Below are 16,333 nucleotides of genomic sequence, written 5' to 3'. Positions count from 1 at the left end.
CCATGCTTTCCAACCCTAATATCGATCTGGTCTCGCGCTTTCTTCGCCTGCCGCTTGAACAACGTCAGCAGTTTTATCAGCGCCTGCAAGCGCGCGGCATGAGCTTCGCGCAACTGCCGATTGCGCCAACCCGACATGATGCCGCCGCGGTGCCCCTGTCTTACGCCCAAGAACGCCAGTGGTTCCTCTGGCAGTTGGACCCTGACAGTGCCACTTACCACATTCCGGGCGCACTGCGTCTGCAAGGCCAGCTGGACCTGGCGGCGTTGCAACACAGTTTTGACTGTTTGCTGGCCCGCCACGAAAGCCTGCGTACGCGCTTGGTGCAAGACGGTGAGCAGCTGTGGCAGGCGGTGATGCCTGAAGCCCGCGTTGAAATCGTGCAGCGGCGTACGGACGAACAGCAACTGATGGCGCAGGTGGAAGCCGAAGTCGCGCAGCCTTTCGATCTGCTCCAGGCGCCGCTGTTGCGTGTGACGCTGCTGCAACTGGCTGAAGATGAACATGTACTGGTGATGGTGCAGCACCACATCATTTCCGATGGCTGGTCGATGCAGGTAATGGTCGAGGAACTCGTGCAGCTGTATGCCGCCAGTAGCCAGGGCCGAGCCTTGGCGTTGCCGGACTTGCCGATCCAGTACGCTGACTATGCCTTGTGGCAGCGCGGCTGGATGGAGGCGGGGGAGAAGGCCCGTCAGCTGGCTTACTGGCAGGCGCTGTTAGGCGGTGAGCAACCGGTGTTGGAGTTACCGCTGGACCACCCGCGGCCGGCGCAACAAAGCCATCGCGGCCACAGCGTGCAGGTGCACCTGCCATCGGCACTGGTCAGTGACATCAAGCGCCTTGCGCAGCAAGAGGGCGCAACCCCGTTCATGCTGTTGCTGGCCGCGTTCCAGACCTTGCTCTACCGCTACAGCGGGCAATCGGACATTCGCATCGGCGTGCCGATTGCCAACCGCAACCGTGTTGAAACCGAGCGGCTGATCGGCTTTTTCGTCAACACCCAAGTGCTCAAGGCCGACCTTGACGGGCAGATGAGCTTCGTCGAGCTGCTGCAACAGACCAAGCGTCGCTCCCTGGAAGCTCAGGCCCATCAAGACCTGCCGTTCGAACAACTGGTGGTGGCGTTGCAGCCCGAGCGCAGCCTGAGCCACAACCCGTTGTTCCAAGTGATGTTCAACCACCAGACGGACGCCCAGGGCGGAAGCGAGGGCCAGCAGTTACCGGGCTTGCGGGTCTCGGAGTTGGATTGGGACAGCCAGACCACTCATTTCGACCTGAGCCTGGACACCCACGAATCCGCAGCAGGCATCTGGGCGGCAATGACCTACGCCACCGACTTGTTCGACGCCGCAACGATTGAGCGTTTGGCGCAGCACTGGCAGAACCTGTTGCACGCGGTGGTCAGCGCACCGCACAGCCGTCTCAGCGACATGGCGATGCTCAGCGCCGCCGAACACGAGGTGATACGCCAGGAATGGAACGCGCCGGCCAGCGCTTTTGAACTGCACGCGGTGCATCAGCGGTTCGAAGTTCAGGCCGAGCAGCACCCGCAACGCCAAGCCTTGGCGCTGGGTGAGCAGGCCATCAGCTATGGCGAGCTGAATCGCCAGGCCAACCGCCTGGCCCACTACCTGATCGCCGAGGGCGTAGGGCCGGAAGTGCTGGTCGGTATCGCCGTGGAGCGCTCGTTTGCCATGGTGGTGAGCCTGCTGGCGGTGCTCAAGGCCGGCGGCGCCTACGTACCCCTCGACCCTGAATACCCGCGTGAGCGCCTTGCGCACATGCTAGAAGACAGCGGCGTGCAGCTGGTGCTGACGCAGCCCTCCCTGCGTGAGCGCCTGCCGCTGCCTGAGCGCGTGTCGGCCCTGGACATCGATCTGGCCGGTGCTCAATTGGCGCAGTGCGCCGAGCACAATCCGCAGCTCGCCTTCGAACCGCGCAGCCTGGCTTACGTGATTTACACCTCGGGTTCTACCGGCAAGCCCAAGGGCGTGGCCATCAACCATGCCGCCTTGAGTGAGTTCGCGCGCATTGCCGCCGACTACTCGTGCTTGACCCCGGATGATCGGGTGTTGCAGTTCGCGACGTTGAACTTCGACGGTTTCGTCGAGCAGTTGTACCCGGCGCTGACCCTCGGTGCCACCGTGGTACTGCGCGGCCCGCAACTGTGGGACGGTGCCGAGCTGTACCGGCAGATTATCGCCCAGCGCATCACCCTGGCGGACTTGCCCACGGCCTACTGGAAACTCTTTTTGCAGGATTGCTTGGCGGCTCGCGCACGCGATTACGGCGTACTGCGTCAGGTCCACATCGGCGGCGAAGCCATGCCGCTGGACGGCCCGACGCTGTGGCGCCGCGCCGGGCTGGGGCATGTACGCCTGCTCAATACCTATGGGCCAACCGAGGCGACCGTGGTATCCAGCGTGCTGGACTGCAGCGACGACACCACCGTGATCGGCGCCAGCGCCAGCCCGATTGGCCGCGCGCTGGCGGGGCGTGGGTTGTATGTGCTGGACCGCGATTTGAATCTGCTGCCCGCCGGAGCGGTGGGCGAGCTGTACATCGCCAGTGAAAGTGGCCTGGCGCGCGCCTATTTGCAACAACCTGCGCTGACCGCCGAACGCTTTGTCGCCGACCCCTTCAGCGGCTCGGGTGAGCGCCTGTACCGCACCGGTGACCTGGCGCGCTGTCGCGCTGATGGGGTGATCGAGTACGTCGGGCGGGTCGACCATCAGGTCAAAATCCGTGGTTTCCGCATCGAGCTGGGTGAGATCGAGGCATTGCTGCTGGCCCAGGCAGGCGTGCGCGAAACCCTGCTGCTGGCCGCTGATAATCAGTTGCTGGCCTATGTAGTGCCGTCGCAACCGCTATCCGAGCAAGAACAGTTGGCTGCCGGTGAGCAACTCAAGGCCAGCCTGCGCGAGCAATTGCCGGATTACATGGTGCCGGCGCACCTGATCTTCCTCGCATGCATGCCGTTGAACCCTAATGGCAAGCTGGACCGCCTGGCCCTGCCCAAGCCGGATGCCAGGTCAGTGCATGCCGATTGGCAAGCGCCGGTCACCGCCCTGCAACAGCAGGTTGCCGCGATCTGGGCGGACATCCTCGGCACCGAACGTGTGGGCCTGACGCAGCACTTTTTCGAGCTGGGTGGGCATTCGCTGTTGGCGATGCAGGTGGTCTCGCGCATTCGCCAGGCCTTGAGCCTGGAAGTGCCGCTCAAGACCCTGTTCGAGCAGCCGCGCCTGGACGGGTTTGTCGCCGCCATTGAAGCCCAGTCGCCAACCGCCCCCAAGGCGCCGGCACTGGTGCCAGTGGGGCGCGAGCAGCCGTTGCCATTGTCGTATGCCCAGGAGCGCCAGTGGTTTCTCTGGCAGCTGGAGCCGCAAAGCGCGGCGTACCACATACCCAGTGCCTTGCGTTTGAAAGGGCAGCTGGACACTGCCGCATTGCAGCGCAGTTTTGACACGCTGCTGGCCCGCCATGAAAGCCTGCGCACCCATTTGCGCCAGACCCACGATGGCGCGGTGCAGGTGATTGAACCGCCGGCATCGGTGCAGATGGTGCGTGCCGACGTCGTGGAAGCACAGCTCAAGGCTCGCGTAGAAGCTGAGATCGCCCAGCCATTTGACCTGCAACAGGGGCCTTTGCTGCGCGTGACGCTGCTGCGCTTGGCGGCTGACGACCATGTGTTGGTGCTGGTTCAGCATCACATCGTGTCCGACGGTTGGTCGATGCAATTGGTGGTGGAGGAGCTGGTACTGCTGTATGCCGCTTACAGCCAGGGGCAGGATGTGCAACTGCCGGCGCTGCCGATCCAGTACGCCGACTATGCCATGTGGCAGCGCAACTGGATGGATGCGGGCGAAAAAGCCCGTCAACTGGCGTACTGGCGCGACGTATTGGGCGGTGAGCAGAGTGTGTTGGCGTTGCCTTTCGACCACCCACGCCCTGCCGTGCAGAGCCACCGTGGCGCGCGCTTGGCGATCGAGCTGGCACCGACACTGGCCCACGACCTCAAGGCCTTGGCTCAGCAACAAGGCGTGACGCTGTTCATGCTGCTGCTGGCGTCGTTCCAGACCTTGCTGCACCGCTACAGCGGCCAGGAAGAGATCCGCGTCGGCGTACCGATTGCCAACCGAAATCGCAGCGAGACCGAACGCCTGATTGGCTTTTTCGTTAACACGCAGGTGCTCAAGGCCGACCTGCATGGCCAGATGAGCGTTGAGCAGTTGCTGCAGCACACGCGTCAGCGCGCGCTGGATGCCCAGGCGCATCAGGACCTGCCGTTCGAGCAACTGGTGGAAGCCCTGCAACCGGAGCGCAGCCTGAGCCACAACCCGTTGTTCCAAGTGATGTTCAACCACCAGACCGATGTGGGCCAGGCGCAGGTCCAGCATCAACTGCCGCACTTGCGTGTAGAAGGCTTGGATTGGGAGAGTAAGACCGCGCATTTCGACCTGGACCTGGATATTCAGGAATCCACCGAAGGCATCTGGGCCACCTTGGGGTATGCCCAGGACTTGTTTGAAGCCGCCACCGTGCAACGTATGGCCCGCCATTGGCAGAACCTGTTGCAGGGCATGGTCGCCAACCCGCAGCAAAGCCTCAGCCAGTTGCCGCTGCTGGACAGTGCTGAGCAGCAACAGATTCTGCAGCTGTGGAATCAAACCGATTCGGGCTTCTCGGCCAAGCGCCTGGTGCACGAACGGGTGGCCGACCGTGCGCGGGAAAACCCGCAGGCCGTGGCGGTTAAATTTGATGCGCACACCCTGACTTACGGCGAACTCGATGCTCAGGCTAATCGCCTCGCGCATGCGCTGATCGCCCGTGGCGTAGGGCCGGAAGTGCGCGTGGCCATAGCCATGCCGCGCAGCGCCGAGATCATGGTGGCGTTCCTCGCCGTGCTCAAAGCCGGTGGCGTGTACGTGCCGCTGGATATTGAGTACCCGCGTGATCGCCTGCTCTACATGATGGACGACAGTCGGGCCAAGCTGTTGCTGACCCATTCAGCGGTGCAGCAGCGGCTGCCGATTCCACAAGGACTGGAAGCGCTGGCGGTTGATCGCAGCGAAGCCTGGGCCGAGGTGGATGATACCGATCCAGGTGTCGCCCTGGACGGCGACAACCTGGCCTACGTGATTTACACCTCCGGCTCCACCGGCATGCCCAAAGGCGTGGCGGTGTCTCACGGCCCGCTGGTAGCGCACATTATTGCCACCGGCGAGCGCTATGAAACCGGCCCGGCCGATTGCGAATTGCACTTTATGTCCTTCGCCTTTGACGGCGCCCACGAAGGCTGGATGCACCCGCTGATCAATGGCGCCAGCGTGTTGATCCGCGATGACAGCCTGTGGCTGCCGGAATACACCTACGCGCAAATGCACCGCCATAACGTGACGATGGCGGTGTTCCCACCGGTTTACCTGCAACAACTGGCCGAGCATGCCGAACGCGACGGCCACCCACCGCCAGTGCGGGTGTACTGCTTTGGCGGTGACGCGGTGGCGCAGGCCAGCTACGACCTGGCCTGGCGCGCGCTCAAGCCGACCTACCTGTTCAACGGCTACGGCCCCACCGAAACCGTGGTGACGCCGCTGCTGTGGAAAGCGCGCAAGGGCGACCCGTGCGGCGCCGTTTATGCACCGATTGGCACACTGCTGGGCAACCGCAGCGGCTACGTGCTGGACGCGCAACTCAACCTGCAACCCATCGGCGTCGCCGGTGAGTTGTACCTGGGCGGCGAGGGCGTGGCCCGTGGCTACCTTGAGCGTGCGGCCCTGACTGCCGAGCGCTTCGTGCCGGACCCGTTCGGCAAGCCCGGCAGCCGTGTGTACCGCAGCGGCGACTTGACCCGTGGCCGCCCGGACGGCGTGGTGGACTACCTGGGTCGGGTTGACCATCAGGTGAAAATCCGTGGTTTCCGTATCGAGCTGGGTGAAATCGAAGCGCGCTTGCGTGAGCAGGACAGCGTCGGTGAAACCGTGGTGGTGGCCCAAGAAGGCCCGACCGGCAAGCAGTTGGTCGCTTATGTGGTGCCTTTGGACCCGGCGCTGATCGAGGATGCCGTGGCGCAATCGAACTGCCGCGAAGGGCTGCGCCGTGCCTTGAAAACCCGCCTGCCGGATTACATGGTGCCCACGCACCTGATGTTCCTGGCGCAGATGCCGCTGACCCCGAATGGCAAGCTCGATCGCAAAGGCCTGCCGCTGCCCGACGTGAGCCAGATGCAGCAGGTGTATGTCGCGCCACAGAGCGAACTGGAACAGAAAATTGCCGCGATCTGGTCCGACGTGCTGCGCCTGCCGCGCGTGGGTTTGCATGACAACTTCTTCGAACTGGGCGGCGACTCGATCATCTCGATCCAGGTGGTCAGCCGTGCCCGTCAAGCGAGTGTGCGCTTCACGCCCAAGGACCTGTTCCAGCACCAGACCGTGCAGAGTCTGGCGACCGTTGCCCGCGAAGGTGAGAGTGCGGTGGTCCTGGATCAGTCAGCACTGACCGGCGAGTCGTTGCTGTTGCCGATCCAGCATGGGTTTTTTGCCGATGACATTCCCGCGCGTGAGCATTGGAACCAGTCCGTGGTGCTGCAACCGCACCAACGCTTGGAGGTGCCCGTGCTGGTGGCCGCGTTGGAGGCGTTGATCGTGCACCATGACGCCTTGCGCAGCTCGTTTGTCCACGGTCCAAATGGCTGGACGGCGACGTATCGAGGCGCAGCGCAGCACCAGGCCGAACAGGTGTTGTGGCAGACCACGGTCAACACTGTCGAAGAACTTGAGGCCCTGGGCGAAGAGGCCCAGCGCAGCCTCGACCTGAGCCAAGGCCCTTTGCTGCGCGCGGTATTGGTGGGCATGGCCGATGGTTCGCAGCGCTTGCTGCTGGTGATCCATCACTTGGTGGTGGACGGTGTGTCCTGGCGCATTTTGTTGGAAGACCTGCAAACAGCCTACCGCCAACTGGCCGAAGGCGTCCGTGTGGTGCTGCCGGCCAAAACCAGCTCCACCCGCGCCTGGGCCGAGCGGCTGCAGGCTTACGCCGGCACCGCGGCGCTGGCCCAGGAGTTGGCGTGGTGGCAGACCCAGTTGCACGGCAGTCGCGCCGGTTTGCCGGGCGCCGACCCGCAGGCCAGCGTGAGCAACCGCCATGCGCTGAGTGTGACCACCCACTTGGACCAAGGCTTTACCCGACGGTTGTTGCAGGACGCCCCAAGTGCCTACCGGACCCAGATCAACGACCTGCTGCTGACGGCCCTGGCGCGTGTGATTGTGCGCTGGACCGGGGATGCGTCGATGCTGATCCGCCTGGAAGGCCACGGCCGTGAAGACCTGTTCGACGAGATCGACCTGACCCGCACCGTCGGTTGGTTTACCAGCCTCTATCCGTTGCAACTGGCGCCGACCGACTCATTGGCAGGCTCGCTCAAACAGATCAAGGAACAACTGCGCGCCGTACCCGACAAAGGCCTGGGCTTTGGTGCCTTGCGTTACCTGGGAAATGCCGAGGCGCAACAGGCATTGGGCGCCTTGCCGCGCCCGCGTATCACCTTCAACTACCTGGGGCAGTTCGACGGCAGTTTCGAGGGTGGCGAACAGGCAGGTTTGTTTGCTCCTTCCGGTGATGCCAGTGGCAGCGAGCAAAGCCTGGATGCGCCGTTGGGCAACTGGCTGGAGATCAATGGCCAGGTTTATGCCGGTGAACTGAAGTTGAACTGGAGTTTCAGCCAGGAAATGTTCGCGCAAGCGACCGTGCAGCAGTTGGCGGATGACTACGCGTTGGAACTCAAAACCTTGATCGAGCATTGCTGCGCTGCGGCAAATCAAGGCGTGACACCGTCGGACTTCCCGCTGGCGCGCTTGTCTCAGGCTCAACTGGATGCGTTGCCACTGAGCGTCTCCGAGGTTGAAGACCTGTACCCGCTGTCGCCGATGCAGCAAGGCATGTTGTTCCAGTCGCTGTATGGCGAAGGCTCGGGCGATTACATCAACCAGATGCGCATCGATGTGGACGGCCTGGACGTGCCGCGCTTCCGCCAAGCTTGGCAGGCGGCGGTGGATCGGCATGAGATTTTGCGCAGCGGTTTCCTCTGGCAGACCGATGTGGAGCAACCGTTGCAGGTGGTCTACAAGCAGCGGCGCATGCCATTGGAGGTGCTCGATTGGCAGGGCCGCGTGGAGTGCGCTACGGCGCTCGATAGCTTGGCTGAGTCGGTGCGGGCCCAGGGTTTTGTGTTGGAACAGGCGCCGCTGTTGAGCCTGTCGGTGATTCGCACCGGGACGTCGAGTTATCACTTGATCTACACCAATCATCACATCCTGATGGACGGCTGGAGTGGTTCGCAGTTGTTTGGTGAGGTATTGCAACACTATGCGGGCGAGCCGCTGTCCGCACCGACCGGGCGTTATCGCGATTACATCGCCTGGCTGCAGGCGCAAGACAAGGCGGTCAGCGAGATGTTCTGGAAAGGTCAACTGGTCAACCTGCAGGCGCCTACGTACCTGGCGCGTGGCTTGTCGACCGAGGCGCCTGCGACCCTGGCGGCCAATGGCGAACATCGCCTGAGCTTCGATGCCGCTCACACCGAACGCCTCAAGGCGTTCGCGCAAAGCAACAAGGTGACGCTCAATACCTTGGTGCAAGCTGCCTGGTTATTGTTGCTGCAACATCACACCGGGCAGGCCACCGTCGCGTTCGGCGCCACCGTGGCAGGCCGTCCGGCGGAGTTGCGCGGTATCGAGCAGCAGGTCGGTTTGTTTATCAATACGCTGCCGGTGGTGGCCACGCCTGAAGCGAACATGTCGGTGAGCCAATGGCTGCAGCAGATTCAGGCACAGAACGTGCGCTTGCGTGAGCAAGAGCACACGCCGTTGTTCGAGATTCAGCGCTGGGCCGGGTTGGGTGGCGAGGCCTTGTTCGACAGCATCCTGGTGTTCGAGAACTACCCGGTGTCCGAGGCCCTGGAGCAGGGCGCGCCGTCGGGTCTACGCTTTGGCGCGGTGCACAGCCTGGAGCAGACGCACTACCCGTTGACCGTGTTGCTGGGCATGGGCGACAGCCTCGGGCTTGAATTCAACTACGACCGGCAAGCCTTCAGCGCCGCGCATATCCAGCGCCTGGCCGAGCACTTCGAGCAATTGCTGAATGCCTTGATCATGGATGCCGACCAATGCCTGGCTGCCCTGCCGACAGTGACGCGGGCCGAGCGCCAGACACTGCAGGCCTGGAACGCCACGGCCCAGACTTACCCGTTGCACCAGGGCGTGCATCAGTTGATTGAGGCCCAGGTGCTGCGTACGCCGCACGCGCCGGCCCTGGCGTTTGCCGGGCAACACTTGAACTATGCCGAACTGAACCGTCGTGCCAACCGCCTCGCGCATCGCCTGATGGCAGCCGGTGTGGGCCCGGACGTGCTGGTCGGGCTGGCAATGGAGCGCTCCATCGAAATGGTTGTCGGCCTGTTGGCCGTGCTCAAGGCCGGTGGCGCCTATGTGCCGCTGGACCCGGAATACCCGCGTGACCGCCTCAGCTACATGCTGCAAGACAGCGGCGTGACATGGCTGCTGACTCAGGCACATCTGCTGGAGCAACTGCCGATCCCGGCGGGTGTGCAGAGCCTGGTGCTGGAGACGGGCGAAACGTGGCTTCAGGGCTACAGCGAGCACAACCCTGATGTCGCGGTGGATGGCGAAAACCTCGCCTATGTGATCTACACCTCGGGCTCTACCGGGCAGCCAAAGGGCGCCGGTAATCGGCATGCGGCGCTGACCAACAGACTCTGCTGGATGCAGCAGGCGTATGGCCTGGATGGCAGCGATACGGTATTGCAGAAAACCCCGTTCAGTTTTGACGTGTCGGTCTGGGAGTTCTTCTGGCCGTTGATGACCGGCGCACGCCTGGTGGTGGCCGCGCCGGGGGACCATCGTGACCCGGCCAGGCTGGTTAGCCTGATCAATGCCGAGCGGGTCACCACATTGCACTTTGTGCCGTCCATGCTGCAAGCCTTCTTGCAGGACACAGGGGTTGGCTCCTGCCGTAGCCTGCAACGTATTGTGTGCAGCGGCGAAGCTTTGCCCGTGGATGCTCAGCAGCAGGTGTTTACCAAGCTGCCCGATGCCCAGTTGTACAACTTGTACGGGCCGACGGAAGCGGCGATTGATGTGACCCATTGGACCTGTGTCGACGAAGCAAGTGACGCGGTGCCGATTGGCCGACCCATCGCCAACCTGGGCTGCTACGTGCTGGACAGTAACCTGGAACTGGCGCCGGTGGGTGTGTTGGGCGAGCTGTACCTGGGCGGCATTGGTCTGGCGCGAGGTTATCACCGTCGGCCAGCGCTGACCGCTGAACGGTTTGTGACTGACCCGTTCGGCAGCGGTGCACGCCTGTACCGCACCGGCGACCTGGCGGGCTATCGCGACGATGGCGTGATTGAGTACGCCGGGCGCATAGACCATCAAGTCAAGCTGCGTGGGCTGCGCATCGAACTCGGAGAAATCGAGGCGCGTCTGCTGGAGCATGCCTGCGTGCGTGAAGCGGCCGTGCTGGCTGTGGACGGCACGCACTTGGTGGGTTACGTGGTGTTGCAGGCGCCAAGTGAGGATTGGAAGGTCATTGTCGGCGCACACCTGGCTGTGCACTTGCCGGATTACATGGTGCCTGCGCAGTGGGTTGTGCTTGAGCAGATGCCGTTGAGCCCCAATGGCAAGCTGGATCGCAAGGCGTTGCCCAAGCCGCAAGCTGGCGGTACAGAGGCGTACCAGGCGCCGCAAAGCGCGATCGAGCAGCAAGTCGCCGCGGTGTGGAGCGAGGTGCTCGGGGTTGCGCAGGTTGGCCTGAACGATAACTTCTTTGAGTTGGGTGGCCATTCATTGCGTGTGCTGTTGCTCAAGGAGCGTATCCGGCAGGTCAGCGGGGTCAACTTGTCTGTCAGCCAACTGATGCTCAACCCCACCGTGCGTGGGCAGGTCAATTGCCTGCAGGGCGATGCGCGCAGTGAGTTGATCGTCAAGCTCAACAGCCAAACCCACGGCACGCCGCTGTTCATGTTCCACCCAAGCTTTGGCTCGGTGCATTGCTACACCGCGATCGCCCTGGCGCTGCGCGAGCAACGCCCGGTGTACGGCGTGATCTGCCGCGCATTAGTGGAAGAGGGCGCTTCGGTGCCCGAGTGGCAGGCGATGGTTGAGGATTACGCCGCGCAATTGTTGTTGGCTCAGCCACACGGCGCCTATCGCCTGGCCGGCTGGTCACTGGGCGGCAACCTGGCGATGGAAGTCGCCTATGCGCTGGAGCAAGCAGGGCGTGAGGTCGAATTTGTCGGTTGGATCGATTCCGCGCCGCCGCAGTGGCTCACGCCGTATTGGGACGCCGTGGTCATCGAGGAGGGGCGCGAGGTATCCGCCAATGAGCGCCGCGCGGCGTTGCTGGGGGTGATGTTCCCGGCGTTTGCCGAGCAGATTGAAGCTGCCTGGCTGCAGTGCCAGCGTCAGGCGGCGGATGAAGGCGGGCAATGGCACGCGTTTGTTGCCTGGGCCGAGCAGACCCTGGGCGAGGCGTTCACCGGCATCAAGGACGAGTTGCTGCGCGGCAATGAGGCGCAGATTTCCTGGGACGTTGACCGCGCACTGAGCGAGCGCTTGGCAGCGGCTGACTTCAAGCCGATCCAGGCACCGGTCAGTTGCTGGTGGGCCGCTCTGAGCCGCGCCGGGCAGTTCAAGGACCTGATCGAGCAGAGCATGGCCGGTGTGATAGGCCAGGGGCGCATTGAGCGTTCAGTGATGATCAATACCGATCATGACGGCATTATCGACAGCGCCGAGTTCATCAACAGTTTGGTGGCTGCCATGGCGTAAGGGGCCAACGCACGAAACAACCCGGATCATCGATCCGGGCTTTATGCGTGCTTTCAGGCCGCGCAGGCATAAAAAACCCGATGAAAGCGGCGCTTTCATCGGGCGTTGGGTTGATCGCCTGGGCGATCAGTGCATCAGGTCAGAAGTTCCAGCGAGTGCTGAACATCACGTTACGCGGCTCACCGTAGGCCGCCGAGTTATAGAAACCCACGTTGGTGTAGTAGGTCGTGTCAAAGACGTTGTTGAGGTTGACGGTCGCCGAGAGGTTCTTGGTGACTTGGTAGCGAGTCATCAGGTCCACCACGGTGTAGGACGACTGGGTGATGTCCTGGTTTTTATTGAGCGGCTGGTTCCAGATCTCATTCCAGGCCTTGCTCTGCCAGCGCACGCCGCCACCGACGGTGAACTTGTCCAGAGCGCCCTTGAGATTGTAGGTGGTGTTCAGGTTGACCTGGTTTTCTGGCTCGAAGGTGGAAATTTTCTTGCCGTCTTCGTCGCGCACGATCTTGTGGGTGTAACCGCCCTGCAGTTGCCAGCCTGGGCTCAACTCACCGGAGATTTCTGCTTCATAGCCTTTGGTGACCGCTTTGGACCCCTTGAATGCATAAGTATCTGTGTGTTGGTTGTTGTAGACATCGTCGGGTATCGCGCGATTGGTCTCATGCACTTCAAAATACGCAAGGCTGGTGTTCAAGCGGCCTTCAAAGAACTCGCCCTTCAGACCCACTTCGTAGTTCTGCCCTTCGTCCGGCTCCAGTAGCGTTTTATTGCGATCTTTATAGGTGCTTTCCTGAGGCTGGAAAATATCGGTGTAGCTGGTGTACACCGAAAAATTGTCGTTCAAGTCATAGATCACACCCGCATACGGGATGAACCGGCCAGTTTCCTTGTAGGAAGGGTTTATACCGGTGACGTGATAGTTGGCGACGCGCCCGCCGAGAATCACGTTCAGGTCATCTATTACGTTCAGGCGTGTCGTCACGTAGTAGCCGGTCTGACGGATAGTGTCGTCGGTGTACTGTTGCACCGGGCCGTAGATAGGCTTGGCGATCTTGCCATTCCAGTTGTAGAAATCCACTTTGTTGCCGCCAGGCCATTCTGGCGACCAATAGCCCTTGCCCTGCCAGCGCGAGGTGCCGATCGAGCCGCCAACGACCAGTTCATGGTCGCGGCCGAACAGGCTGAAAGGCCCGGTGGCATACAGGTCGGCCGAGGTGCTTTTGGTTTCGCCAGTGTACTTTTGCCCGTTGATCGACGCGCGGCCATCGGACTGGGGCTCAACGAACTGGATCGAACCCAGGTCGGCGTGATAGCTGTTGATCTTATGATCGAGTTGGAACTTGGTGACCCAGCCGTCACCCAGGTCATGCTCGAGCATGGCAAAGGCGGTGCGGGTGTTTTGCTCCCAGGAACTCCAGGTAGTGCCGTTGTTGTAGGAGCGCGGCATCTTGTTGATGCTGCCGTCGTATTTCACCAGCGGGAAGGAACCCGACCAACTGGAGCCTTGTGGGATGCTGTCCTGGTAGTCGAAGCCCACGGTCAGCAGGGTGTCGGGGGACAGGTCGAATTCGGTAATACCGTAGTAGGTTTCGGTCTTGCGTGAGTAGTGGTCCATGAACGACTTTTTGTCTTGATACGCCGCCACTGCGCGACCGCGAACATTGCCGCTGTCGGTCAACGGGCCGCTGACGTCGACTTCGCTGCGGTAGTTGTCCCAGGAACCTGCGCCCAGTTGCACATGGCCCTTGAATTCTGAGGTGGGCTTCTTGCGAATCAGGTTGATGGTCGCGCCCAGGGAGCCAGCCCCGTTGAGCAGGCCGGTAGCGCCTTTGAGAATTTCAACACGGTCGTAAATGGCCATGTCGCTCAGGGTATTGCCCGCCGAATAGCCGACGTTGCGCACGGTGGACGGAATGCCGTCGTACTGGAAACTGTTGACCGAGAAACCACGGGAATAGTAGTTGGTGCGGTCGGTGTCATAGGCCGACACGGTGATGCCCGGGGTGTGGCGCATCACGTCATCAACGTTATTCAGGCCGAAGTCTTCGATGTGCTTGCGGGTGATCACCGTGATCGACTGCGGGGTTTGCCGCGGCGTCAGGGTCAGCCGTGTGGCCGTGGCAATGGTGCCCGGCGTGTAGGAACCGGAGTCCTCGGTGATGTTGCCCAGGGCGTTGCCGGTCACCTGGGTCGGGCTCAACTCCAGCCCTGCGGTTGTACCGGCGGCCGTCACGGTCAGTGAGTTACCGTTGAGGCTGTGAGTGGTCTGGGTCCCGCCCAGCAAGGTATCAATTGCCCGCTGCGGCGCCATCTTGCCCTTGACCGCGCGACTGCTCTTGCCCTGCACATCGCTCGGGCTGTACAGCACCTGCACGTTGGTCTGGCGCCCGAATTCCTGTAGCGCGCTCCCCAGCGACTGTGCAGGAATATCCAACTCGATCTCCTGCGCCTGCGCATAACCTGCGACCGGCAGCGATATCGCCAAGGCCAGGGCGCTCGGAAGAAGATTGATGTTCAGGGCCCGGCGCATGGATAGCGCTTTGCTCAGAGGGCTGAGACCGAGTCTTGCTGGCATGGATACGTTCTCTTCTATGTTTAAGTGGGCAAGTTATAGGTATCTATTGAGTATTGTTCTCATTACCACTAGTGAGACGTTCCTACTTGGGAAAACCGGAAAATAAATTTCACGCCGGTTCCATCTCGTGCACGACTTGACCGGCGCGCAGGCGTACCAATTGGTCGGCGATGTCGAAATAGCGGTCGTCGTGGCTGATTACGATGATGGTTTTGCCCAGGCGTTTGAGGTCCGGCAGCAGCTCGGTATAGAAGATGCGGCGGAAGGCCGGGTCCTGGTCGGCGGCCCATTCGTCGAACACCAGCACCGGGCGTTCTTCCAGCCAGGCATTCACCAGAGCCAGGCGCTTGCGTTGGCCGGTGGACAGGTCGGTGGTGCTGAATACGCCGTCTTTCACGCTGACTTTGTGCGCGATTTCCAGGCGTTCCAGGTATTTGGCGGCGCTGTCCAATGACTGCGTGGCGCTGCCCTGCACCAGGTCGTCGAACAGGTAGTAGTCAGAAAAGATCGTGGTAAACAGTTGGCGGTAGTCATCGCGCTCGGGGTCGGTGACGGCCTCGCCATTGAGGCGAATCTCGCCCGCCTGTGGCGGGTACAGGCCCAGGAGCAGCTTGATCAGGGTGGTCTTGCCGCTGCCGTTTTCGCCGACGATAAACACGATATCGCCTTGTTTGATGCTCAGGTTGATCGGCCCCAAATGGAATGGCTCACTGCCTTCAATGGCTGGCGGGCTGTAGCTCACGCCGCGCAGTTCCAGGCTGTTGACCACCGGTTTGGGCGCTTCGCTGTCGTCCATCAGCAGGTGCGGTTCCGGGGACGAGAAACGCTCCGACAGTTCGCTGATACGCCCAAAGGCGATCTTGGCCTTGCCCACCACCGGCAGGTAACCGAGCAGGTGTTCCAGCGGGCCTTTCATGTACAGCAGCACCAGCACGAAGCCGGTGATCACGGTCGGGTCCGGGTTCGGGTTGTAGGCCTGCATCGCCAAGGCCAGGCCGATCACCACGAAGAACAACATCGAGCCAAACGTCTTGGCGAGGATGTAAATGTTGACCGAGCGCACTTGGATGTCGCTGATGCGGTCGGCGGTTTCCTGGATGCGGTGGGTGTTCATGCGAAAGCGCCGTGGCCGGTGCATGCGCAGTTCCTTGGCGCCGGAAGCGATCGCGTTGTAGTAACGCTGCAGTTCATCCTCATGGCTGCGCGCCAGGTCGAAACCCTGGATGCCTTTGCCGCCGGCAATGAACTGCACCGCACTGCCGATGATGATCGCCACGACCATCATCAGGAACATCGGCACCGACAGATAGGCCAGGTAGCCCAGGCAACCCAGGGTGACCGTGGCGGCGATGGCCAATGGCGTGAAGGCGAAGGAAAAGTCGCTGATGGTGTCGACGTCATGGGTCAGCACCGGGATCAGGCGGTGCGAGCGGTAGCGCTCGATCTGGCCGATGGGTGCCGACAGGACTTTCTCACCCAGGTCTTTGCGCAACGCGGCGATGATGCGTTGGCCGACGTAGTTGGTGCCGATGTCCGAAATGATCGAGCTGACCAACGCCAGCACGCACAGCGCCGCAAACGTCAGGACCACGCCTTGGGTCATGCCGTTGGCCGAATGCAACGCATTGTTGATGGTGGCCAACAACAGCGTGATGGCCAGGCCGCCCGCCATGCCGAGGGCGACGGAGACCGTCACGATAGTGCGAAAAGGCCTGAGCAAGGCGAGCAAACCCTTGAAGGCGCTGTGTTTGGGGTCGGTCATAAATACATCCCGGAGAGTGAAAAGAGGGGCTGGGCACACAGACCCTTACCCATGACAAACGAAGCGCCGGCGCGAGTATTTAGCGCGGCGTGCCGGATGGCAGCGCTGAGGGATAAATTGCCGCCGGGCTGGTTCGTTCTT

General features: G+C 62.0%; 3 protein-coding genes. 1 reads left to right on the top strand and 2 read right to left on the bottom strand.

Annotated elements, in window-relative coordinates; all coding sequences use genetic code 11:
- Positions 1-2 precede the first annotated feature (2 nt).
- On the top strand, positions 3-11,855 hold the full coding sequence (locus tag FW764_RS02570; protein WP_446432607.1) for an amino acid adenylation domain-containing protein: 11,853 nt from the start codon (positions 3-5) through the stop codon (positions 11,853-11,855).
- 139 nt (positions 11,856-11,994) lie between these two features.
- On the opposite strand, the gene FW764_RS02565 is transcribed toward FW764_RS02570, so the two are convergent.
- Both FW764_RS02565 and FW764_RS02560 read right to left on the bottom strand, forming a co-directional pair.
- On the bottom strand, positions 11,995-14,430 hold the full coding sequence (locus FW764_RS02565) for a TonB-dependent siderophore receptor (RefSeq protein ID WP_446432606.1): 2,436 nt from the start codon (positions 14,428-14,430) through the stop codon (positions 11,995-11,997).
- 109 nt (positions 14,431-14,539) lie between these two features.
- The gene (locus FW764_RS02560; RefSeq protein ID WP_446432605.1) at positions 14,540-16,192 is read right to left on the bottom strand and encodes a cyclic peptide export ABC transporter; all 1,653 of its coding nucleotides are present in this window, start codon (positions 16,190-16,192) and stop codon (positions 14,540-14,542) included.
- Positions 16,193-16,333 lie beyond the last annotated feature (141 nt).

The sequence above is a fragment of the Pseudomonas sp. 1152_12 genome, assembly GCF_052850675.1.
This window is presented reverse-complemented; position numbering and strand designations above follow the sequence as displayed.

Coding starts and splice junctions, on each gene's coding strand:
- FW764_RS02570 (WP_446432607.1), top strand. CDS start 3: ATGCTTTCCAACCCTAATATCGATCTGGTCTCGCGCTTTCTTCGCCTG.
- FW764_RS02565 (WP_446432606.1), bottom strand. CDS start 14,430: ATGCCAGCAAGACTCGGTCTCAGCCCTCTGAGCAAAGCGCTATCCATG.
- FW764_RS02560 (WP_446432605.1), bottom strand. CDS start 16,192: ATGACCGACCCCAAACACAGCGCCTTCAAGGGTTTGCTCGCCTTGCTC.